A 20519-nucleotide genomic window follows, 5' to 3' on the forward strand; every position below is an offset into this window, starting at 1 on the left:
CGATCCCCCGGATCAAATGCTTGTCCTGCCCATACCCGGACTGTTTTCTGATCCTCCTCATACCTTGAAGGCCGGGCTGTGGTTCCGACGCGGTCGTCTTGCCATGGTCTTCTCCTCACTCGCAGCATCATGCTGCTCAATCGCCGGGAAATTGATCCGCTGGATCAATTTCTGGCCCGGCTCATACGCGGAAAATCCACTTATCCCGGCTGTTCAGATTTCCGCAGCCACCTCACTCGGATGGCTTTGGGTTCACTTGCTGGAATGGCGACATTCCAGCAGGATCGATGCCATGACAGCGAAATCATCGCATGGAAAGCTGTCGTCAACGCCGGCTTCAGCGGCTCGGATCTCCGTGACATTATGCGGGAAGCGGTCGAGCGGCGCTTTAGTGCCTGCTGCACCCCTGCCGTCATCGAGATGCAGACAGCCAATGGCTCGCCTTATATCACCAAAGAAGCCCGGACCTTTGCCCGCCAGATCGGCCTGAAACCCTGCTTCACACCAATCAGAAGCTCCCAAAGCAACGGGATCTCGGAGGCGCTCGTGAAGACCCTCAAGCGCGACCACGCCCGGATCACGCCTTTGTCGGATGCCCGAACCGTTCTTGGATTGATCGGGGGCTGGTTCGGGGACTACAGCGCAAACCACCCGCACTCAGGGCTGAAGATGCGCTCCCCACGCGCGTTCATTGCAGCCAAATCGCAACCGCCTGAGTGTTCGGTGAAACGGGGGCCAATGCCTATCGATATGAACCGAAGGACTGCGCCGCGAAAGAAGCCGATTGGGGTGCGCCGGAACTTTTGACGCTTTGGTTTCTCGTCGCTGACATCCTCCAGCAGTGAAATCCCATGTCGCTGCAGACAACGATGACGGGCTGAGATGCGGGATGCCGGGCTGAAGAGTCGTCCAAGGGCGGCAGAGTGTGGCGACGGAACGCGACGACCATCGCCTCTTCGTCCCCGGTTCAAACCGTCGAACGGGGCTCTTCTGGCTTTCCACCGAAGACTGTTTACGCCACCTGGCTACGGTCCTGGGGTTCGCCGGGAAAACGATCTGCCTCACTCCCGGGCTCGCGGCTTAGGGCTGCCATCAGTCGGGCCTGCCGTTGAGCCGATGGCGGGAAAGCCCTCAGTATTGCAGCTCGGACGACCTGCTTGGTCGTGGCGCGGCCATGACAAGCCTGTCCCACAGGGCTTCTTCCAATCTATCGAAAGGATCGCACCCTCAAACCATGGGATCAAACACCAGAAGGTGCCTGTGATCCCTGGATGGCGAAGAGATTTACGACAGGTCCTGTTCCCGGCGGCACGCGCCGCCTCTCTGCGCGATCTGGCCCTGAGGGCGGCAGCTCAGCGTTTGCGGGGAAAGCTCCGTAACCTCGCGAGTATTGTGATCGCCAGATGTCATGGGCCATCGCCAATGCGCTGCGGCAGCCAGGACAGAAATGGTTTGATAAAGCGCACGGAGACACATGTGTTCAAATTAGAGCTGCTGATACACCATGGCCTGCGTCATGACGGCTCAGACGTGTCAGTCTGGCAGAGGTCGTGCGGTGCGTATGGACACCAGATCCCGGGACCGACCGGCTGGAATTTACTTTCTTTTGGGTTGACCAACTGCAAGCGCCTGCGAAATCTGCTCCGCTGCCCGATGGGCTGTGTGATCGCGGCGCGACAGCGCGCGGCATCGGTTGGGAAGCTCAGGGTCTCTCAGGATCTCTTCCAAAAGCTCCCCGGCCCGGCGCTGCAGCGCGGCAAGGTCGCGATGTTCAACAACCTGACCGACGCGCTCTGAGCGGATGATCGTCGCAAGATCGTTGCCGGGGTTCACACAGGCCAGCACGGGAAGGCCGCTTTGCATATAGGCCAGGAATTTCCCGGGGATGTTATGCGTGCGGTGACGCGGGTCCAGAACGACCAGCCCGGCGCTGCAGCGCGCGCAAAGCCCGGGGATCTCATCGGGGTCTGTTTCGCCGTGAAAGAGCACGTTCGGCAGCCCCCCGGCCAGCCTGCGCAGCTGTGCCACCTCACTGCCGCGGCCAACGAAGAGAAAGCCGACATCCTCCCGGTGCTGCAGGGCGCGCGCCAGATCAATCACCACATCCAGGCCCTGGGCCACGCCCATATTGCCCGCATAAAGAAAGATCTTACGCCCGGCGAGCGGACTGAGATCCATCCGGGCCGGGGCCGGGGCGCTGGCCGCCTCGCCGAGCCAGTTTTGCAGAACCTCCGCGCGGGTGCGGGGGGGCAGGTCGCGAAGCCAGGCGAGGTTGCCCCGGGCTTGCACACCGATCACATCGGCCGCGCGATATTGCGCGCGCGCCACCGCGCTGAGGGCGCGAAAGGGCAGGCTTTGTCGGCGCAAAAGGCCCAGATCGGCGGCCCAGTCCGGGAAGATATCGCGCAAAATCAGATAGCTCTGGCAGCCACTTCGGCGCTTCAGCCGCCGCACGAGCGGCGCGAAAAAGATCGAGGGCGAATACCAGATCACGCCGTCAAAGCGCCTCTGCGCAAGCGGGCTGCGGGCAAAATTTCGGGCCATGGCATAGGGCATAATCAGCTCTGCCAGAGTGCGGCGAAAATAGCTGATATCCTTTGTCGGCGGGGTTTTCAGCCGCAGGATGCAGGCGCCATCGACCTCTTCCTGGCGCCAGGCCTCGGGCTGATCGGTGCCGGGCAGCAGCACCGTCACCTCATGCCCCTGCCCGACAAGCGCCCGCGTCAGATCCCTGATCTGCACCGCGCCGGATGTGCGCAGCGGCGGAAAACAATCCGCAATCAGGACAAGGCGCATGATTTACTCCTTTCTCCAGACCACTCTGTTCACGTAATCGGTATAGCTGTGCAGAATGCGCAGCACCTTTTCGCTGACATTGGGCACCGCGTAATCGGCCACCTGCCGCAGCATCCGCTGATCGCCGCGCCCCTGGGCGGAAAGGATCGCGAGGCCCTGGCGCACCCGCACGGGGTCAAGGCCAACCATCATCACCGAGGCCTCCTCCATGCCCTCCGGGCGCTCCTGAGCCTCGCGCAGATTGAGCGCGGGGAAATTCAGGATGGAGGATTCCTCCGTGATGGTGCCGCTGTCTGAAAGCACCGCCCGCGCCTCTGTCTGCAGCTTTACGTAGTCATGAAACCCCAGGGGTTTCATCAATCGCACCCCCGCATGAAAGGTCACGCCCGCCGCCTCAACACGCCTGCGAAGACGCGGATGCGCAGAGACGATCACCGGCACGGCCTGCTCTTCCGCAAGCATGTTCAGCACCGCGACAAGGCGGCTGAAATTCCGCGCCGTTTCAATGTTCTCCTCGCGGTGCGCGCTGACGACGAAGTAGTGATCCGGGGCCAGCCCCAGCCGCGACAGCACATCTGAGGCGCGGATCTGCGGCAGATAATGGGTCAGCACCTCAAACATCGGGCTGCCGGTTTTGATCACCTGATCGGGCGCCAGCCCCTCACGCAGCAGATAGTCCCGCGCGATGGCGCTATAGGTCAGGTTGATATCGGCGGTGTGATCGACGATCCGCCGGTTGGTTTCTTCGGGCACCCGCTGATCAAAGCAGCGATTGCCGGCCTCCATGTGAAAGATCGGGATCTGACGGCGCTTGGCCGGTATCACCGAAAGACAGCTGTTGGTGTCCCCCAGCACCAGAAGCGCCTCCGGGGTTTGTGCCAGCATGACGGCATCCGCCGCCGTGATCAGCCTGCCTATGGTCTGCGCCGCCGAAGTGCTGCCCTCGGCACTGTTGAGGAAATAATCGGGTTTGCGGATCTGCAGATCCTCAAAGAAAACCTGATTGAGTTCATAGTCATAGTTCTGCCCGGTATGAACGAGGATATGATCGCAGTGACGGTCGAGCAGCGGCAGAACACGCGACAGCCGGATGATCTCAGGCCGGGTTCCGAGTATGGTCATGACCTTCAGCTTTTTCATGCGCTGAGCCTTGCTGAGATGGTGTCGGGGCGGTCAGGGTTAAAAATCTCACTCGCCCACAGGAGCGCGATCAAAGGCCCGGTCCCGATATTGGTGACGTCATGCGCCCAGCCGGGCACCGTCTCGACGATGCGCGGCTCAAGACCCGTGCTGCGCAACTGCGCCTCTTCGCCGGTAAAGACATTGCGGAAGCGAAACAGCGCCTCGCCTTCAACCACCAGAAATTTCTCAGATTTCGTGTGATGATAATGTCCGCCCCGGGTGACCCCGGGATGCGCGGTAAAATAGCTGAACTGCCCGCTGTCCGGGGTCTTCAGCATCTCAACAAAGCGGCCGCGCGGATCTTCATGCGCTGACAGGCGGCAGGAAAACGCCTGGGGCGGCAGAAAGCTGAGACAGGTCGCCTGCAGCGCCCGCAGAAAGCCGGCACCACAGCGCGGGGTGATCAGGGTCTTGCGACTGTCAAAGATCGCCGTGATCTGATCCGCAAGCGCGCCGAGAGTGAGGTTGCAGACCGGCTGAACCTCCGGCCAGGCAAGACCGGGCTGGCGATTTTGCAAAGCCGCGAGGATCGCGTCGATGACATTGTCGATATAGACCAGCCGCACAACCCGTTGCGGATCGTCAATCCGGATCGGCAGGCCACGCGCAATGTTATGGCAAAAGCTTGCCACGACAGAGTTATAGGCCGGGCGGCTGCCCTTGCCGAAGACACCTGGAAGTCTGAAAATACTGACCGGACAAAGGGTTCTCTCAGCAAGCGCTGCGACGGCCACTTCGGCGGCGCGCTTGCTGCGCCCATAGGGGCTGTCGTCTTCCGCCCTGGTTGATGAGGCCAGTACAAGAGGGATGGCCCGCCCCGTCGCCGCCACCGCGTCACAAAGGCTGCGCGTCAGGCCCGCATTGACCTGCGCAAAAGCAGCCGGGTCTGCGGGCCGGTTCTCGCCCGCAAGATGGACCACGGCATCAGACATCGCGAGCAGTCCCGGCAGATCTGAAGGGCTGTTGCTGCGCAAAAAGGGGATTACCCCGATGCCCTCGATCTCCGACAGGCGCAGGCTGAGGTTCCGCCCGATAAAGCCGGCGGCCCCCGTAATGAGAATGCGACGAACCGATCTGCCGCTCATGTGCTTACATACCCTAAGCGGGAATTTTTACATTCTAATTACCGTCATGGTTGTATTCTGGCACATTTCCGCCCCGCTGCGAAGAGCGAAGTTCGCGCGCTGCTGTGATGGCGGGAGCGACGCATTGCGTCACCGCGCCGCCTCGGAGCCTTCCTGGCCAGAGGCGCCTGGTGTCGGACTGCGCCCCCCGGCTCAGACCGAGCCCAGCACCACATCCGAGGTGATCCGGAAGCGGCCCGGATCATAAACTGCGCAGGTGATCTCGATCAGGTCTTCGCCGCAGAAGAGTTCGGCGTCGAGCTCAATCACCGGATCTTTCACGCTGAGCCCAAGGGGTTTGGTCGCCACGTCGGGACACAGGCAGGCCCCCACAGACTGCCGCAGGCGCGAGATCTTCAAATCAAAAGTGCGCTCGATAAGCTGGTAAACCGCCCCCCCGGCCTCCGTGAGATGCGGCTGAATTCCGGCGTAGCGGCCATCGACATACATCACCAGCCAGCTCACGGGGCGGGCGTCTGCAGCCAGATAGCGCAGCGCCTCAATCTCAAGCCAGTAGCCGGTGGCGCTTTCGCGGCCCTGCAGGCGCGGGGAGCTGCCGTTTGGCACATGGCGGCTGCCAAGGATCTGCAGCCGCGACATCTGTGTCAGGCTCATGATCTCGGGGAAGCTGCGCACGGCCATGCGGAAGCTCTGGCCGGGGCGGTCCGAGACGACCACGGTGCCCACCCGGCGGCGGCGCTCTACCAGACCCTCGGTTTCGAGTTCCGAGAGCGCCCGGCGCAGGGTGGCGCGGCTGACGCCGAACTGCGCCGCCAGCTCAATTTCGGCGGGCAGCTTTTCACCAAGGGCAAAGCGGCCCCCGGTGATGCGCTGCCGCAGATCTTCCGTCAGTTGCGCATAGCGCGGCGGCGATACAGTCATCAGTCTCACATTCTGGAGGGCAGCCACAGCACGATCTCCGGAAAGATCGCCAGCAGCATGGCATAGGCCAGCATGATGAGAAAGAAAGGGAAGACCGCGCGGAAGAGATAGCCGATGCTATGCCCGGTCTGCGACTGGATCACAAAGAGATTGAAGCCCACCGGCGGCGTGATCTGGGCAATCTCCACCGCGATGACGATGAAGATCCCGAACCAGATCGGATCGAACCCCGCCGCAATCACCAGCGGCAGCGTGATCGGCAGCGTCATGACGATGATCGAAGTGCCATCAAGGAACATGCCGATCAGCACGTAAAAAAGCAAAAGGAAAGCAATCAGCATCAGCGGTGAAAGTTCCAGCAGCACGATCTGCCCCGCAATGGCCTTGGGCAGCCCCAGAAAGCCCAGCGAGGCATTCAGAAGCGCCGCCCCCGCCATGATCAGCCCCATCATCGCCGAAGTCGCCACCGCCGAGCGGCCTGCAGCGGCCAGCGAGGCAAAGCTCAGATGCCCGCGGATGGCGGAAAGGATCATCGCACCTGCCACACCCACCGCCGCAAGCTCTGTCGGGCTCGCAAGGCCCAGATAAAGCGCGCTCATGATGCCGCCAACCAGTGCCACCACGGGACCAAGCTCCACCAGGCCCCGCATCCGGTCGCCCCAGGTATAGACCTTATCGTCCGTCACACCGCCGCTGACGACATGGGCGATGGCGATATAGCAAAAGAAGATGGTGGCCAGCAGCAGGCCCGGAGCGACCCCCGCCATGAACAGCTCAAGAATGCTCTGCTGCGCGGCCACGCCATAGATAATCATGATGATCGAGGGCGGGATCAGAAAGCCCAGCGTCCCGGCCCCCGCAAGCGATCCCACCGCCAGACGGCGCGGATAGCCGCGCGCTTCCAGTTCCGGCAGGGTCACCCGACCCACGATCGCCGTGGTCGCGGCTGATGAGCCTGAGACGGCGGCAAAAAGCGTTGAGCCTGCGACATTCACATGCATCAGCCCGCCCGGCAGGCGGCTGACCCAGGGCGCAAGGCCCGAGAAAAGCGAGCGCCCGAGATGCGCTGAGACCAGAACATCGCTCATCAGAATGAAGAGCGGCAGCGCCAGCAGCTCCTGCGCGCTGACCGAGGTCCAGAGGAGTTTGCCGGCATAGGTGACCAGCGGCAGGTTTGGCTTGAACACCGCCAGCAGCAGATAGCCGACCCCGAAAAGCGACAGGCCCACCCAGACCGAACTCATCAGGAAAGCGCCAAAGAGGAAAAGCGTAAACAGGCCGATTTCAAGCATCAGTCAGCTCCGGAACCTTCGGCAGCGGCTGCTCGGAGGGCTCATTGAGAAGGGTTCGGATCAGCCGCGCCACCAGATCGAGCACGAATTGCGCCGCACCCAGCATCGCCAGCGCATGGGGCCAGATCAGCGGGGTGGCGGTATAGCTCGACTGCCGCAGATCTTTCGCCCAGGAGTTCAGGAAAAGCCTGGTGAAGATCCAGAACAGCAGCGCCGCACAGGCAATCGCGCCCAGGATCGCCACCACTTCCAGCACCCGCCTGCCTTTCGGCGGCAAGAGGCCCTGGACCAGCGTTACCCGCACATGCGCGCCATGCCGCATCGCGGGGCCCGCGCCCAAAAGAAACACCCCCGCCATGGCGAAGGCAGAAAACTCCCAGCTCATCGCAAGGCTGGTGCCGATGAAGCCGCGCGCAAAGACCTCTGCCAGCATCAGGGCGCAGAAGCCATAAAGCAGCAGAACGGCCAGAGTTTCGGCAGCCCGGGATGTTCGGTCAGATAAGGCAAGATAGCCGCGCAGCATGATCGCTCCGATGGAAAAGGGGGGGCGCGGACGCCCGCCCCGGGAACTGTTATTTACCGACTTTGGCGGTATAGGCCTCAATGATCGGACCGGCTTCGGGCACGCGGGCGATAAATTCGTTCCACATGGTGCGGCCACTTTCGGACATAAGCGTCATCAGACCCTCATTGGCCTCGGTGATTTTCAGACCGTTTTCCGCCAGGATCGCGCCCTTGGTGTCATCTTCCGCCGCACTCAGCGCCCAGAATTCGGCCTGCATCTCAGCGGCCAGCGCCTCGATCTTCGCCTGGTTTTCCGGCGAGATCTCATTCCAGGTATCAAGGTTGATCGCGACCACATCGGTCGAGGTCGACCATTTCATCGGGCTGAAATGCGTGGTCAGATCCCAGAGCTTGCCGTCCACCCCCGAGGAGGTCGAGGTGGCCACCCCGTCAATGGTGCCAGCCGCCAGCGCCGAGGCGACATCGCCCCAGGGCATTTCCAGCGGTGCGGCACCCATCAGCGACAGGAACTTGAAGCTGGCCGGGTTGAAAGCGCGGATGCGTGCGCCCTTCATATCCCCGACAGAGGTGATCTCTTTGCGCGAGTAAACGCCGGGCGAGGGCCAGGGCACATAGTAAAGGATCTTCTGGTTGTGACGCTCAGCGATGGTCTCATAGGCGGGGGCGGCGACTTCCAGGAAGGCCTTCACCTCTTCCTGGCCGCGGATCAGGAAGGGCAGCGTGTCGATGGCCAGCAGCGGCTCTTCACCGGCCTGCAGGAACAGCAGATAGCTGGCCATCTGCACCACACCGTCTTCCACCGCCGACATCGAGCCCGAGCCGGTCACACCGATCTCAGAGGCCTGGTGCACCGTGATCGCCACATCGCCCGCCGTGGCTTCATTGACCGCCGTGGCGAATTTGCGCGCCGAGATGGCGGAGAAGTTGTTCTCGGGCCAGGGGCTGGAGAAATCGATCTTCGTCTCTGCCAGCGAAACACCGGCAGTGAGCGCGAGAAGCGAGGCGGCCGCAAGGCTGCGGGCAAGCGTAGTCCTGAACATAGGGGTCCTCTCCTGTGGTGCTGACGGCCGTCTCAGCGGTCTTTCTGGCCATAGAGATCGCGGGCCGCGCTCTCTGATATCATTGCGCGGGCGAGATCACGGGCCACAAGCGCCGGATCGCGGCTCTGCGGCGCGCCAAAGCCGCCGCCGCCAGGGGTGCGCAGCACCAGGGCCTCGCCCGGGGGGACGATATAAAGCCCTTTGCTGTCAATCACCTGGCCATTGGTAATCGAGGCCGCTCCCGGCTGGCCGGACAGACCGCCCTCACGCCCCGCAGCGCCCATGCGCAGCCGCTCAAAGGCCGCCGCCGAGACGGTGAGGGGCTGGTCCTTCAGCGCGCGCACGCGGATATCCTGGCCCAGACCGCCGCGCCAATGCCCGGCGCCGCCGCTGTCGGGGGCAAATTCCTTATGCTCATAAAGAAGCGGCGCCACGGATTCCGCGACCTCAACCGAGACCGCGCCGACGCCCGAGGGAAAGGCCGTGGTCGAAAGCCCGTCAGAGCCTGGCCGCGCCCCCATGCCGCCAAGCGCCACATTCAGCGAGGCAAACGCCGGGGCCTGCGGGCCTGTTTCCTGGCCCGAAATCGCCAGCACCCAAAGCGCACCTGCGCTTTCGGCAAGGATTTGCCCCGGGCGCGCCTGCGACAGACAGCCCAGCATCAGATCCGGCAGCGCCTGGCCCACCACATGGCGCGCGGTCACCGGCGCGGGCCGCTCGGCTGAGACGATCAGCCCGGGCGGTGCGGTGATGCGGATCGCCTCCAGCGAGGCATGGTTATTCGGCACATGGGGCGCGACCGCCACCTTGATCCCGAAAGAGGCATAGGCCTGGCTGTAGCCCAGCGGGCAGTTGATCCCGCGTGGCGCCAGCGGCGAGGAGCCGTCGAGATCCACCTCAATCACGCCGCCGCCGATGGTCATTTTCGCCTGCAGCCGGATCGGGCTGTCATAGCCGTCAAGCTCGACCTCGGACTGATAGACCCCCTCCGGCAGCAGGTCGATCGCCTCACGCGTGGCGGCAGCCGAGCGGGCGAAGATGAAATCCGCCAGCGGCTGCAGGCTGTCGATGCGGTATTCCGCCATCAGATCCAGCAGCCGCCGCAGGCCTTCATCATTGCACGACATCAGCGAGATGATATCGCCCCGCGCCTCACGGGCCACCCGCGAGTTGGCCACGACGATATTGATGAAATCCTCATTCACCACGCCCGCTTTGCGCAGCTTCATCACCGGGAAAAGCACGCCCTCTTCCTGGACCGAGCGCCCCTCCGCCGACCAGCCAAGCCCGCCGATATCGACGATATGGCAGGTCGAGGCGAGATAGGCCACGATCCTGCTGCCCAGAAACACCGGCGTCACAACAACAAAATCAAAGACATGCCCCGCGCCCAGCCAGGGGTCATTGGTGACCAGCACATCCCCCTCAACAAGGGTCGCCGCAGGCACCTTCTCCAGCATGGCATTGACCGAGCGGGCCATGGTATTCACATGCCCCGGCGTGCCGGTGACGGCCTGGGTCATCATGCGGCCTTCGGCGTCAAAGACCCCGGCCGAAAGATCACCGGATTCGCGCACGATCGCGCCAAAGGCCACGCGCAGCAGCGCATTGGCCTGCTCTTCCGAGACCGAGATCAGCCGGTTCCACATCACATTCAGCGCGATAATCTCGGCATCGGACAGCGGTTTTGCGGCCAGCTCAAAGGCGGTGGGCTGCGATTTCAGGCTCATTGGCGGCTCCCGCGATCAAGAATGACATGGCCAAGGGCATGCAGGGAAAGATCCCAGCCGCCCGGCACCCAGGTGGTGGTCTGCGCCTCGGTGACCAGGGCGGGACCGGCGTGAAAAGCCCCCGGCTGCAGGGCGCGGCGCGGCAGCACCGCCGCATCGACCCGCGCGCCGCAGACCGGATCAAAGACCTCTGCACGCGCTGTAACCACGGCGGGATGGGCGGTGGCCGCTTCCGTCACCGCCAGGCTTTCGACTGCCGGGCCCGAGCAGATCAGGCTGAGGGCCACCATCTCAATGGGATTGCCATCCAGCGTGGTGCCATAGGTCTCCAGATATTGCGCCACAAAGCGCGCCTCCAGGGCGGCCAGATCCGTGGCATCGGCAAGCGGAGCGGCAAGGCCCACGCGCAGCGCATGGCCCTGGCCCGCATAGCGCAGCTCGGCCGCCCAGGTGTAGCTGACCTCTTCCCCCGCCCCCAGGGCGGGAAGAACCACGGCAGAGGCCTCCTCGCGCATGCCCGCCTGCAGCCGCGTGACCTGCCCCAGATCCAGACGCTCCATCGCCAGGATCAGTGAGCGCGCCACCTCATAGGCTACAGGCGCGCTCAGAAAGCCCACCGCCGAGCCGACCCCCGCCGAGGTCGGGATGATCACCCGCGAAATCCCCAGCTTTTCAGCGATCCGCACCGCATGAAGCGGCCCCGCCCCGCCCGAGGCCATCAGCGCATAGCGCGTCACATCCTTGCCCTGCTCAATCGCATGGACCCGCGCGGCATTGGCCATAGCCTCTTCGCCGATTTCCAGCACACCTGCGGCGGCCCATTCGACGGAACTCATGCCCAGCGGCTCTGCCACATTGCGCGCCACGGCCTGATGGGCGAGGTCGGGCAGCAGCGTCAGCTTGCCGCCGGCAAAGCCCTCAGGGCGCAGCTTGCCAAGGACGACATTGGAATCGGTGATCGTCGGCAGGGTGCCGCCCAGGTTATAACAGGCAGGCCCCGGGACCGAGCCCGCGCTTTTCGGCCCCACCGCCAGACGCCCAAGCGCGTCACGCCGCGCGATCGAGCCGCCGCCGGCGCCGATCTCAACCAGTTCGGTCGTGGGCACCCGCACCGGCAGGCCCGAGCCTTTGATGTCGCGCCAGGCGCGGGCCACCTCAAAGCGGCGGGTGGTGGCGGGAATGGCCTCTTCGAGAAAGCAGATCTTGGCGGTGGTGCCGCCCATATCAAAGGCCAGCAGGCGATCTTCAGAGAGCTCACGCGCGACCCGCGCGCCCAGGGCCACGCCCCCGGCAGGACCGGATTCCACCAGCCGGATCGGGGTCTTGGCGGCCTGGTCCAGCGTGGTCAGCCCGCCGCCCGAGAGCATCAGCATGAACTGCCCGTCAAAGCCCCGCGCCCGCAGCCGCGTATCAAAGCGGCGCAGATAATGCGCCATCAGCGGCCGGACATAGGCATTGGCGACGGTGGTCGAGAACCGCTCATATTCGCGGATCTCGGGCGAGACCTCCGAACTCAGGCAGATCGTGACCTTTGGATCGAGCAGTTCAGCCAGCCAGTCACGGACCTGCAGCTCATGGCGCGGATCGACGGTGGCATGCAAAAAGCCCACCGCCACGGCCTCAACCCCCGCATCCTTCAGACGCTGGGCAAGCGCCAGGGTCTCCGCGCGGTCCGGAGCTGCCAGGACCTGACCTTCCGCCGTCAGACGCTCGCGCAGCGTAAAGCGCAGCTCGCGCGGGACCAGCGGCTGCGGCAGCTGCAGATCGGTGTCATATTGCTCAAAGCGCTTCTCATAGGCCATTTCCAGCACATCCCGGAAGCCCTCAGTGGTCACCAGCGCGGTCTTTGCGCCCCGCCGCTCAATCAGCGCATTGGTCGCCAGCGTGGTGCCGTGAATCACCGTCTGCACATCCGAAAGGCTGAGCCCGCAATCGGCCACCAGCCAGGCGCTGCCCTCAAGGGCGGCCACTTCCGGCGCGGCGGGGGTGGTCAGCAGCTTATGCGAAGAGATCTGACCGCCGTGTTCAAGCACGACGTCGGTGAAGGTGCCTCCGATATCGATGGCAAGTCTGGTCATAGGGCATTCCTGGTCTGCACAAAACTGAAAGGTATGAACCATTCAGAAAATTGCGGCAAAATTTGCCGAAATAGCGCGGAAATGCAAGCGCGAAGCCTGCTGCGCAGTAAAATTTCACTGCGCTTCGCTTTGCGCAGGCGTCGGGCTGATGCCTTTTGCACCGCTCTGCTGCGCATTTGCGCCTTCGGCTTCGCGGCGGCTAAATCCGCAGGATCAGACAGCAATTTTTGCTTTCCCCATATCGGGACGCATGGCATGCATGATCCAAGCGCCAGGCTGAGCCCGCTCAGCCTTTTATTTCTGGTGTACATTAAACCGACAGGAAGGAAGCCGTATTGGAACCGATTAAAATCCGGTCGCTCGCAGATGAAGCGCTGGACAGTGTGGTGGCGGCCATCACCTCGGGCGAGTTTGAGCCGGGACAAAAGCTGTCGGAATCTGATCTCGCGCGCCAGCTGGGCGTCAGCCGCGGCCCGATCCGCGAGGCGCTGCAGCAGCTCGAAGGCAAACTCGTGCAGCGTTCGCCCCGGCTTGGGGTGCGGGTCATTCAGTTTGATGACGACTCGCTGGAGCAGCTGTTTTATCTGCGCGAAGCCCTGGAAGGCATGGCCGCGCGGCTTGCCGCCATTCACGCCCCCCCCGGCTGGGCCGATGAGGCCGAACGCCTGCTGCGCCGCGACGAGACCGAGATCCGCGAAGCCCAGGCCCGTGGCTATCGCCAGCATTCGGCGGATGAAGAATTCCATATCTCCATCGCCCGCGCCTCCGGCAGCCCGAATATTGAGCGCATTCTGATGAGCGAAGTGAACTACCAGCTGCGCATCGCGCGCCTGAAATCCTCGATGCGCCCGGGCCGTGCCGAAGAGGCGCTTCGTCAGCACTTCGACATCGTCGAAGCCATCCGCAGCCGCGATCCCGACCGCGCTGAGCGCGTCATGCGGGAGCATATCAGCTCTGCCCGTGCCTACCGCATGGCCAATATCGGCTGAATAAAAGGCAATCTGTGAAGAGGGTCGCGCGAAGATGTGAAAACTGTTCATCTGAGTAATGCAAACTGTTGACAGATTTCTGCTTGCAGCGCATCTTTTGCCCAACGGCCCCACCCAAGGGGCCGATCTGACCTTTGGATTAAAGATATGCGCCCGACACAAAAGCTGAAATCACTTGTCGCCCAACGCAATGCCATGACGGTTCCCGGCGCGGCCAATGCCATGTTCGCCCGGGTGATCGAAGATCTGGGCTTTGAGGCCTGCTATGTGACCGGTGCGGGCGTGGCCAATATGCGTCTGGGCGTGCCGGATGTCGGCCTGACCACGGCGACGGAAGTGGCCGAAACCGTGGCCTCGATCGCCGATGTGGTCAGCCTGCCGCTGATCGTGGACGGCGATACGGGCTTTGGCAATGCCGTCAACACCGTGCGCACCGTGCGTCTCTTTGAGCGCGCGGGCGCCTCGGCCATTCAGCTGGAAGATCAGGTTTTCCCAAAGAAATGCGGCCATTTCAACGGCAAGGAAGTCATTCCGCTGAATGAAATGCTGTCGAAAATCAAAGCGGCTGTCGACACCCGCAAGGATCAGGATTTCCAGATCATCGCCCGCACCGATGTGCGCGCGATTGAGGGGCTGAACGCCGCCCTCGACCGCGCCAATGCCTTCATTGAGGCCGGTGCCGATATCACCTTCGTCGAAGCCCCTGCCTCGTTCGAAGAACTGGCCCGCATCGGCAAAGAGCTGTCGGTGCCGCAGGTTGCCAACATCGTCTTTGGCGGCAAGACCCCGGATCCGGGTCGTCAGGTGCTGGCAGAAAACGGCTTCTCGATCGTTCTTTACGCCAATGCCACGCTGCAGGCGGCGCTGCGCGCCTCGCATAACGTTCTGACCGCGCTGCGCGATGAAGGCAGCCTCGACAGCGTCGCTGACCTGCTGGCCGGATTTGATGAGCGCCAGCGCGCGGTCAACAAAGATTACTGGGATGCCCTTGAGGCCAAGTACAAATTCTGAGCGGGAGAGAGAAGATGACGCGCCCCTGGGATGGTATCATCAGCGAAGAAGATCTTCGCGCCTATGACGCAGCCGGCTTCGGCCGCCCGACGGGCCTGGGCAAACGCCCGGCTCTGGTGATTATCGACGTGCAGTACCGCACCACCGGCACCAAACCGGCCCCCTTCTTTGACGCGATCGAGGAGTTTAAAACCTCCTGTGGTCAGGTGGCCTGGGATGCCATGGCCAATATCGAAAAGCTGCTGGCGGTGTTCCGCGCCAAAGGCTGGCCAGTGCTTTACCCCTATGTTGCCCCGAAGCAGTCCTTTGACACCGGCCGCCTTGGCGACAAAGTGCCTGCTCTGCTGGGTGTTGCTGCCAAGGGCTATGAGTTCCCGCCGCAGATCGCGCCGCAGGAAGGCGATATTCTGCTGCCGAAAAAGCACCCTTCGGCCTTTTTTGGCACGCCGCTGGCGAGCTATCTGATTGATCTGGGCGTTGACAGCCTTGTGGTCGTTGGCTGCTCAACCTCGGGCTGTGTGCGCGGCTCGGTGGTGGACGGCTTTGCCTATAACTTCCGCTGCACCGTGCCGGAAGATGCCTGCTACGACCGCTCGCATGTCTCGCATGCCGTCAACCTCTTTGACATGGCTTACAAATATGCCGACGTGGCGCCGACGGATGACGTCATCGCCGCGCTCGACAAAATCGCCTGACCGCTGCCGGAAGAACTGGACTATATTATGAGCGACGAACTTGACGTTCTGATCATCGGTGCAGGCGCCTGCGGGCTCTGCGCGGCCATTCAGGCCCATGACAAAGGCCTGTCGGTGGCGATCCTTGAGAAAAATGACCGCGCCGGTGGCAATTCGGCCCTCTCGACCGGCTCGGTTCCGGCGGCGGGCTCGCGGTTTCAGAAGGAAGCGGGGATTGCGGATGATCCGGCGACCTATTTCCGCGATCTGATGGGCATCGCAGGCGAGACCGAGGCTGAGGGCCTGGTGCGCCGCATGACCGAGGTTTCGGCAGAGACCGTGGAATGGCTGATCGATGACATCGGCTGCCGGATGGAGCTGGTCACCGCCTATAAACACATCGGCCATTCGACCAACCGTCTGCATGCGCCGAAATCGCGCCGGGGTCAGGACTTCGTGGATGATCTGATCGCCGCCGTTGAAAAGCGCGACATCCCGCTGGCGGTTGGCAATTCGGCCCGCAGCCTGATCGTGGAAGAGGGCCGCGTTTGTGGCGCGATGATCGACACCGGCGATGGTGAGCTGGTGGAAATGCGCGCCCGCGCGGTGATCCTGGCCTCGAACGGCTTTGGCAATAACCGCGAGCTGGTCGCCCGCCATATCCCCGAGATCGCAGGCGCGCAGTATTTCGGCGCCCTCGGCTCTGACGGTGAGGCGATGATCTGGGGCGAAGAACTCGGGGCGCAGTTCCTGAACATGAACGCCTATCAGGGCTATGCCGCCGTGGCCGATCCCCATGGCTCGATCCTCAGCTGGACCACCATCGAAAAAGGCGGTGTGCTGCTGGATAAAGACGGCAAGCGCTTTGGCGATGAATCGCTGGGCTATTCGGGCTATGCCCGCCATGTGCTGGAGCAGGGCGAGCATTCCTGGGCGATCTTTGATCAGCGCATCTTTGAGATCGCGATGCAGGAAGAAGAATTCGCCGAGCTTTGGGAGCATAAGGGCCTGAAGAAAGGCGATACCCTTGCCGAAGTGGCCGCCGCGCAGGGCATCGACGGGGCTGCCGCTGAAGCCGCCGTCGCCGCCTATAACGCCGCCGCTGCTGCGGGTGAAGGCGATGCTTTTGGCCGCAAAAACTTCGGTATGGCCCCGCTGCAGGCGCCCTTCTACTCCTGCCGCACGCTTCCGGCGCTCTTCCACACCCAGGGCGGTCTGGCCGTGGACGATGATGCCCGCGTGCTGCGCAAAGACGGCAGCGCGATCCCGGGGCTCTATGCAGGCGGCGGTGCTGCGGCGGGTGTCTCGGGCGCAAAAGGCGCGCTTGGCTATGCCTCGGGCAATGGTCTTTTGACCGCGACCGCGCTTGGCCGTCTGGCTGCCCTCGCCGCCGCCCGCGATCTGGAGGTCTGAGACATGGCCCTCACCGCTTCGGTTATTGCCCGTCTCAACACCCTGGGTGATCTGCCCGGGGCGGTGAGCGCAACGGCCCTTCGCCATTTCACCGATGCGGTGGGCGTGGGCCATGGTGCCGCCGGCTCAGAGGCCGGCGCCCATTGGCGGCGCTATGCGGCCGCACAGACCGGACAGGGGCCTGCTTCGGTTTACGGCCTGCCCCATGGTCTGCCACCCGAGACCGCCGCGCTGATCAATGGCGGGCTGATCCACAGCCTCGAATATGACGACACCCATACCGGCTCAATCGTGCATGGCTCCTGCGTGCTGGCGGCGGCGGCTTTGGCTGCCGGAGAGGCCCATGGCCGCTCGGGCGCGGAAGTGCTGCGTGCCTATACCCTTTGGTATGAGGTCTTTATCCGCATGGGTCTGGCGGCGGCGGGTGGTTTTCAGAACCGCGGCTTTCAGCTGACCTCGATCGGCGGGGCGCTTTGCGCGGCCGGGATCGCGGCGGATCTGAAGGGCCTTGACCCGCAGCAGACCGAGGCCGCCCTTGGCATCGCATTGAGCCAGGCCTCGGGCGTCTTTGAGTTTTTGACCAATGGCTCCACCGTTAAATCCATGCATCCCGGCTGGGCGGCCCATGCAGGGCTTGTTGCCGCCGATCTGGCACAGGCCGGGATGACCGGGCCTGCGACCGCGCTTGAGGGTCGCTTTGGTCTTTTCCGCCAGTTCGCTGGAGACGCCGAGGCCCCCGCCCGCTTTGCGGCGATGATCGAGGAGCTGGGCGCGGTCTGGCATCTGCAGGATGCGGCTTATAAGTTCTACCCCTGCTGCCATTATCTGCATCCCTTCGTCGAAGCGGCCTCGCTGATGATGCGCGACGGCATCCGCGCCGAAGATGTCGCGCGCTTCCATTGCTACGCGCCCCAGGGCACCGCCGGGATCGTGGCCGAGCCCTGGGCTGAGAAAGTGGCAGCCTCGGGCCATAAAGCCCGCTGGTCGCTGCCCGTCACTGTGGCCATGCAACTGGTTGACGGGAAAGTGGATCTTGCCAGCTTTGAGGGGCCGCTCTCCGAAGGGGTGGCCGATCTTGCCGCCCGTTCGACCTGGTCGGTGCTGGAGGGCAGCGCCTTCCCGCAGCGCTTTGACGCGAAACTCCAGCTCACCCTGAAAGATGGCCGCCTGGTTGAGCGCCATATCGCGGATGTCTACGGCAATGGCTCGCGCCCGCCCGCGCAAAGCGATCTGGACGCGAAATTCACCGCCAACCTCGCACGGCTTGCCCCCGATGCGGATGCACACCCCCTTCTGAGCGCGCTGGCCGCGCTTGCCCAGGCCCCCGACTGCCGCGCCGTCAGTGCGGCTTTGCGCCAGATTTCCGCGCAGGAGTAAACCCATGTCCGCATTTGACCTCATCATCCGCGGCGCCGAGGCCGTGCTTCCCGGCACCGGCCGCACCGCCTGCGATATCGCCATCAAGGGCGGTAAAATCGCCGCCATCCTGTCGCCGGGTGCTGCGGCTGATGCCGCGCAAACCCTTGATGCGACAGGGCTTGTCGCCCTTCCGGGCGTGATTGATGCCCACCTGCACCTGGGTCACGGCAAAGACATCTCCCGCCCGCGCGCGCCGCGTGATGCCGATGTGGAAACCGCTTCCGCCGCCATCGGCGGGGTGACCACCATGGTGCCCTATCTGCTCTCTTCGGAGAAACATTCTGAGATCTTCGCGGGCGTGCGCGATGTCACCGAAGCCGGGGCGCGCATCGATTTTGGTTATCACTTCATCATTTCGACCGAAGAGCAGCTGGCCGAAGTTCCCGCCTATATCACCGAATATGGTGCGCCGACGCTGAAGATCTTCATGAACAACCGCGGCGGTGAGGGCAAGCGCCTGGGCCTTCCGGATATTGATGACGGCTTCTTCTTTCGCCTTGCGGAACTGGCCGGACAGCACGGCGGCATGGTTGCGCCGCATCCCGAAAACATCGAGGTCGCCTGGGTGCTGCGCGACCGCGCCATGAAGGCGGACCCCGAAGGCAAAGGGGGCCTTGCTTCCTGGGATGCCTCGCGCCCGGATTTCGTGGAAGGCGAGGCGGTGCAGCGCTCGTCCTATCTCGCCAATGTGGCAGGTGCGCCGCTTTATGTGGTGCATACCTCTTCGGCGGCAGCGCTTGAGGCGGGTCTGGCCCGCCGCAAAGCCGGGGATGAGATCTTCTTTGAAACCTGCCCGCATTATTTGACCCATGACGTGACCGACCCGATCGGCGCTGTGGGCAAGATCAACCCGCCACTGCGGTCGCGCAAAGACTGTGACCGCCTGTGGCAGGGGATCGCTGAGGGCGAGATCGACTCCGTTGCGACCGATCACGTCCACCGCGATATCTCCAGCAAAGACAATGGCATCTGGGCCGCCTCGCCCGGCTGCCCCGGCATGGAGACCCTGCTTCCGGTCATGCTGACCGAGGGCTATCACGCCCGGGGTCTGCCGCTGGAGCGTCTGGTCGAGGTGCTCTCGGAAAACCCGGCGCATCTGATGGGGCTGACCTCGAAAGGCGCCCTGGCCCTGGGGCTTGATGCCGATATCGTGCTGGTCGATCTGGACCGCGAATGGCAGCTGACCCGCGACAGGGTCGTCTCTTCGGCGGGCTATTCGATCTATGAGGGCAAGACCTTCAAAGGCGCGATTGAGCATACCTTCGTGCGCGGCCGCGCCGTGGTGACGGGCGGCGCACTGGTCGCGGATGCCGTGGGCCACGGCCGTTATCAGCACCGCAAACTGAAAGGGCGCGGCTGAAATGAGCGACCTGCCCCTGATCGGGCTGATCGGAGCGGGGGGGACGATCTCCTCGCTCGCGACCGATCCCCGCGATTACATGGAGTATCCGGAGACCGGGCGGAAACTCTCGGTCCATGAGGTGCTTGAGGAACTCCCGCAACTGCAGGAGTTTGCTGCGTTAAAGCCGCTGGCTTTCCGCTCTGTCGGCTCCAGTGCCATGGGGCCGGAAGACTGGCTGCGGCTTCATGCGACCATCATGGCAGCGGTGGCTGAAAGCCCTGAGATCGCGGGCTTTGTGATCCTGCATGGCACCGCCACGCTGGAGGAGACGGCTTATTTCCTCTCGCTCACCCTGCCCGGTGATCGCCCGGTGGTTGTCGTCGGCGCACAGCGGCCGCTGAATACGCTGTCTTCTGACGCCACGGCCAATGCGATCAATGCTTTGCGCACCGCTGCTGCGCCAGAGGCGCGGGGGCGCGGCGTCATGGTGGTTCTCAATGATGAGATCCACAGCGCCCGCGATGTGACCAAAGGCTCGACCTTCCGGCTGGATGCCTTTCATTCGCCCGCACATGGGCCGATCGGTGTCTGTGATCCCGACCGCGTGGTGTTTTACGCCCCCGCCCTGCCCCGTGACGCAGGTCCCGCCTTTGATCTGACCGGCCTCACCGCCCTGCCCCGCGTCGATATCCTGCATGCCTATGCGGGAAATGATGGCGTGATGGTGCGCGCCTGCCTTGCCGCCAGGGCCGAAGGTCTGATCTCCGCGGGCTTTGCCCCCGGCATGGCCCCGACGCTGGAGCGCGAAGCGCTTGTCGAGGCGGCCCGTGCGGGCACCCCCGTGGTCCAGGCCTGTCGTGCAGGGTCGGGCCGGGTGGCGCGGCGCGGCTGGCTGACGCGGGAGCGCTGGATCGCCTCGGGCGATCTGAGCCCGCTGAAGGCGCGGATCCTTCTGATGCTCGCGCTGCAGCAAACCCGTGATCCTGACGCGTTACAGCGGATTTTTGACCGCCATTAAGAAA

At 63.5% G+C, this 20519-nt stretch carries 16 protein-coding genes and 2 pseudogenes; 8 read left to right on the plus strand and 10 right to left on the minus strand.

The window, feature by feature from the left end; translation table 11 throughout:
• Window positions 1–236: 236 nt before the first annotated feature.
• Window positions 237–699: pseudogene (locus tag EG244_RS13535) on the plus strand (integrase core domain-containing protein); the annotation flags it as partial.
• A 74-nt stretch (window positions 700–773) separates the two neighbouring features.
• Here EG244_RS13535 and EG244_RS21490 read toward each other — a convergent pair.
• The 10 genes and pseudogenes from EG244_RS21490 to EG244_RS13585 all read right to left on the minus strand — a co-directional run.
• Window positions 774–961: pseudogene (locus tag EG244_RS21490) on the minus strand (IS481 family transposase); the annotation flags it as partial.
• Between the two features lie 635 nt (window positions 962–1596).
• The gene (locus EG244_RS13545) at window positions 1597–2796 is read right to left on the minus strand and encodes a glycosyltransferase family 4 protein (protein ID WP_124965527.1); all 1200 of its coding nucleotides are present in this window, start codon (window positions 2794–2796) and stop codon (window positions 1597–1599) included.
• A 3-nt stretch (window positions 2797–2799) separates the two neighbouring features.
• Entirely contained in the window at window positions 2800–3936 is a 1137-nt protein-coding gene (wecB, locus tag EG244_RS13550) for a non-hydrolyzing UDP-N-acetylglucosamine 2-epimerase (protein WP_124965528.1), read from the minus strand.
• On the minus strand, window positions 3933–5063 hold the full coding sequence (locus tag EG244_RS13555; RefSeq protein WP_124965529.1) for a polysaccharide biosynthesis C-terminal domain-containing protein: 1131 nt from the start codon (window positions 5061–5063) through the stop codon (window positions 3933–3935). Before EG244_RS13555 ends, wecB begins: the two co-directional genes overlap by 4 nt.
• A gap of 192 nt (window positions 5064–5255) precedes the next feature.
• Window positions 5256–5984 carry a GntR family transcriptional regulator gene (locus EG244_RS13560; RefSeq protein WP_124965530.1) on the minus strand — a complete coding sequence of 243 codons (729 nt, stop codon included), beginning with the start codon at window positions 5982–5984 and terminating at the stop codon, window positions 5256–5258.
• 5 nt (window positions 5985–5989) lie between these two features.
• The gene (locus EG244_RS13565) at window positions 5990–7276 is read right to left on the minus strand and encodes a TRAP transporter large permease (RefSeq protein ID WP_124965531.1); all 1287 of its coding nucleotides are present in this window, start codon (window positions 7274–7276) and stop codon (window positions 5990–5992) included.
• Entirely contained in the window at window positions 7269–7799 is a 531-nt protein-coding gene (locus tag EG244_RS13570) for a TRAP transporter small permease (RefSeq protein WP_124965532.1), read from the minus strand. The genes EG244_RS13565 and EG244_RS13570 overlap by 8 nt, the downstream gene beginning before the upstream one ends.
• A gap of 49 nt (window positions 7800–7848) precedes the next feature.
• Entirely contained in the window at window positions 7849–8841 is a 993-nt protein-coding gene (locus EG244_RS13575) for a TRAP transporter substrate-binding protein (protein ID WP_124965533.1), read from the minus strand.
• Window positions 8842–8873: 32 nt separating this feature from the next.
• Window positions 8874–10571: a hydantoinase B/oxoprolinase family protein gene (locus EG244_RS13580; protein WP_124965534.1), complete on the minus strand. Its 1698-nt coding sequence runs from the start codon at window positions 10569–10571 to the stop codon at window positions 8874–8876.
• A complete protein-coding gene (locus tag EG244_RS13585; protein ID WP_124965535.1) occupies window positions 10568–12649 on the minus strand; it encodes a hydantoinase/oxoprolinase family protein in 2082 nt (693 codons plus the stop codon). Before EG244_RS13585 ends, EG244_RS13580 begins: the two co-directional genes overlap by 4 nt.
• A 335-nt stretch (window positions 12650–12984) precedes the next feature.
• Here EG244_RS13585 and EG244_RS13590 point away from each other — a divergent pair, with 335 nt between their 5' ends.
• The 7 genes from EG244_RS13590 to EG244_RS13620 all read left to right on the plus strand — a co-directional run bounded on the left by EG244_RS13590 (window position 12985) and on the right by EG244_RS13620 (window position 20515).
• The gene (locus EG244_RS13590; RefSeq protein WP_124965536.1) at window positions 12985–13638 is read left to right on the plus strand and encodes a GntR family transcriptional regulator; all 654 of its coding nucleotides are present in this window, start codon (window positions 12985–12987) and stop codon (window positions 13636–13638) included.
• A 147-nt stretch (window positions 13639–13785) separates the two neighbouring features.
• Entirely contained in the window at window positions 13786–14649 is an 864-nt protein-coding gene (locus EG244_RS13595) for an isocitrate lyase/PEP mutase family protein (RefSeq protein ID WP_124965537.1), read from the plus strand.
• 14 nt (window positions 14650–14663) lie between these two features.
• The gene (locus EG244_RS13600) at window positions 14664–15344 is read left to right on the plus strand and encodes an isochorismatase family protein (RefSeq protein WP_124965538.1); all 681 of its coding nucleotides are present in this window, start codon (window positions 14664–14666) and stop codon (window positions 15342–15344) included.
• 27 nt (window positions 15345–15371) lie between these two features.
• Window positions 15372–16736, plus strand: coding sequence for an FAD-dependent oxidoreductase (locus tag EG244_RS13605; RefSeq protein WP_124965539.1), 1365 nt, complete (start codon window positions 15372–15374; stop codon window positions 16734–16736).
• Window positions 16737–16739: 3 nt separating this feature from the next.
• Window positions 16740–18113: an MmgE/PrpD family protein gene (locus EG244_RS13610; protein ID WP_124965540.1), complete on the plus strand. Its 1374-nt coding sequence runs from the start codon at window positions 16740–16742 to the stop codon at window positions 18111–18113.
• Between the two features lie 4 nt (window positions 18114–18117).
• Window positions 18118–19515, plus strand: coding sequence for a dihydroorotase (locus EG244_RS13615; RefSeq protein ID WP_124965541.1), 1398 nt, complete (start codon window positions 18118–18120; stop codon window positions 19513–19515).
• Between the two features lies 1 nt (window position 19516).
• A complete protein-coding gene (locus EG244_RS13620) occupies window positions 19517–20515 on the plus strand; it encodes an asparaginase (RefSeq protein WP_124965542.1) in 999 nt (332 codons plus the stop codon).
• Window positions 20516–20519 lie beyond the last annotated feature (4 nt).

Source organism: Falsigemmobacter faecalis (assembly GCF_003863335.1).
GTDB classification, from domain to species: domain Bacteria; phylum Pseudomonadota; class Alphaproteobacteria; order Rhodobacterales; family Rhodobacteraceae; genus Wagnerdoeblera; species Wagnerdoeblera faecalis.

What these genes read in the sequence shown, in the direction of transcription:
- EG244_RS13545 (WP_124965527.1), bottom strand. Translation starts at nt 2,796, where the DNA reads ATGCGCCTTGTCCTGATTGCGGATTGTTTTCCGCCGCTGCGCACATCC.
- wecB (WP_124965528.1), bottom strand. Translation starts at nt 3,936, where the DNA reads ATGAAAAAGCTGAAGGTCATGACCATACTCGGAACCCGGCCTGAGATC.
- EG244_RS13555 (WP_124965529.1), bottom strand. Translation starts at nt 5,063, where the DNA reads ATGAGCGGCAGATCGGTTCGTCGCATTCTCATTACGGGGGCCGCCGGC.
- EG244_RS13560 (WP_124965530.1), bottom strand. Translation starts at nt 5,984, where the DNA reads ATGACTGTATCGCCGCCGCGCTATGCGCAACTGACGGAAGATCTGCGG.
- EG244_RS13565 (WP_124965531.1), bottom strand. Translation starts at nt 7,276, where the DNA reads ATGCTTGAAATCGGCCTGTTTACGCTTTTCCTCTTTGGCGCTTTCCTG.
- EG244_RS13570 (WP_124965532.1), bottom strand. Translation starts at nt 7,799, where the DNA reads ATGCTGCGCGGCTATCTTGCCTTATCTGACCGAACATCCCGGGCTGCC.
- EG244_RS13575 (WP_124965533.1), bottom strand. Translation starts at nt 8,841, where the DNA reads ATGTTCAGGACTACGCTTGCCCGCAGCCTTGCGGCCGCCTCGCTTCTC.
- EG244_RS13580 (WP_124965534.1), bottom strand. Translation starts at nt 10,571, where the DNA reads ATGAGCCTGAAATCGCAGCCCACCGCCTTTGAGCTGGCCGCAAAACCG.
- EG244_RS13585 (WP_124965535.1), bottom strand. Translation starts at nt 12,649, where the DNA reads ATGACCAGACTTGCCATCGATATCGGAGGCACCTTCACCGACGTCGTG.
- EG244_RS13595 (WP_124965537.1), top strand. Translation starts at nt 13,786, where the DNA reads ATGCGCCCGACACAAAAGCTGAAATCACTTGTCGCCCAACGCAATGCC.
- EG244_RS13600 (WP_124965538.1), top strand. Translation starts at nt 14,664, where the DNA reads ATGACGCGCCCCTGGGATGGTATCATCAGCGAAGAAGATCTTCGCGCC.
- EG244_RS13605 (WP_124965539.1), top strand. Translation starts at nt 15,372, where the DNA reads ATGAGCGACGAACTTGACGTTCTGATCATCGGTGCAGGCGCCTGCGGG.
- EG244_RS13610 (WP_124965540.1), top strand. Translation starts at nt 16,740, where the DNA reads ATGGCCCTCACCGCTTCGGTTATTGCCCGTCTCAACACCCTGGGTGAT.
- EG244_RS13615 (WP_124965541.1), top strand. Translation starts at nt 18,118, where the DNA reads ATGTCCGCATTTGACCTCATCATCCGCGGCGCCGAGGCCGTGCTTCCC.
- EG244_RS13620 (WP_124965542.1), top strand. Translation starts at nt 19,517, where the DNA reads ATGAGCGACCTGCCCCTGATCGGGCTGATCGGAGCGGGGGGGACGATC.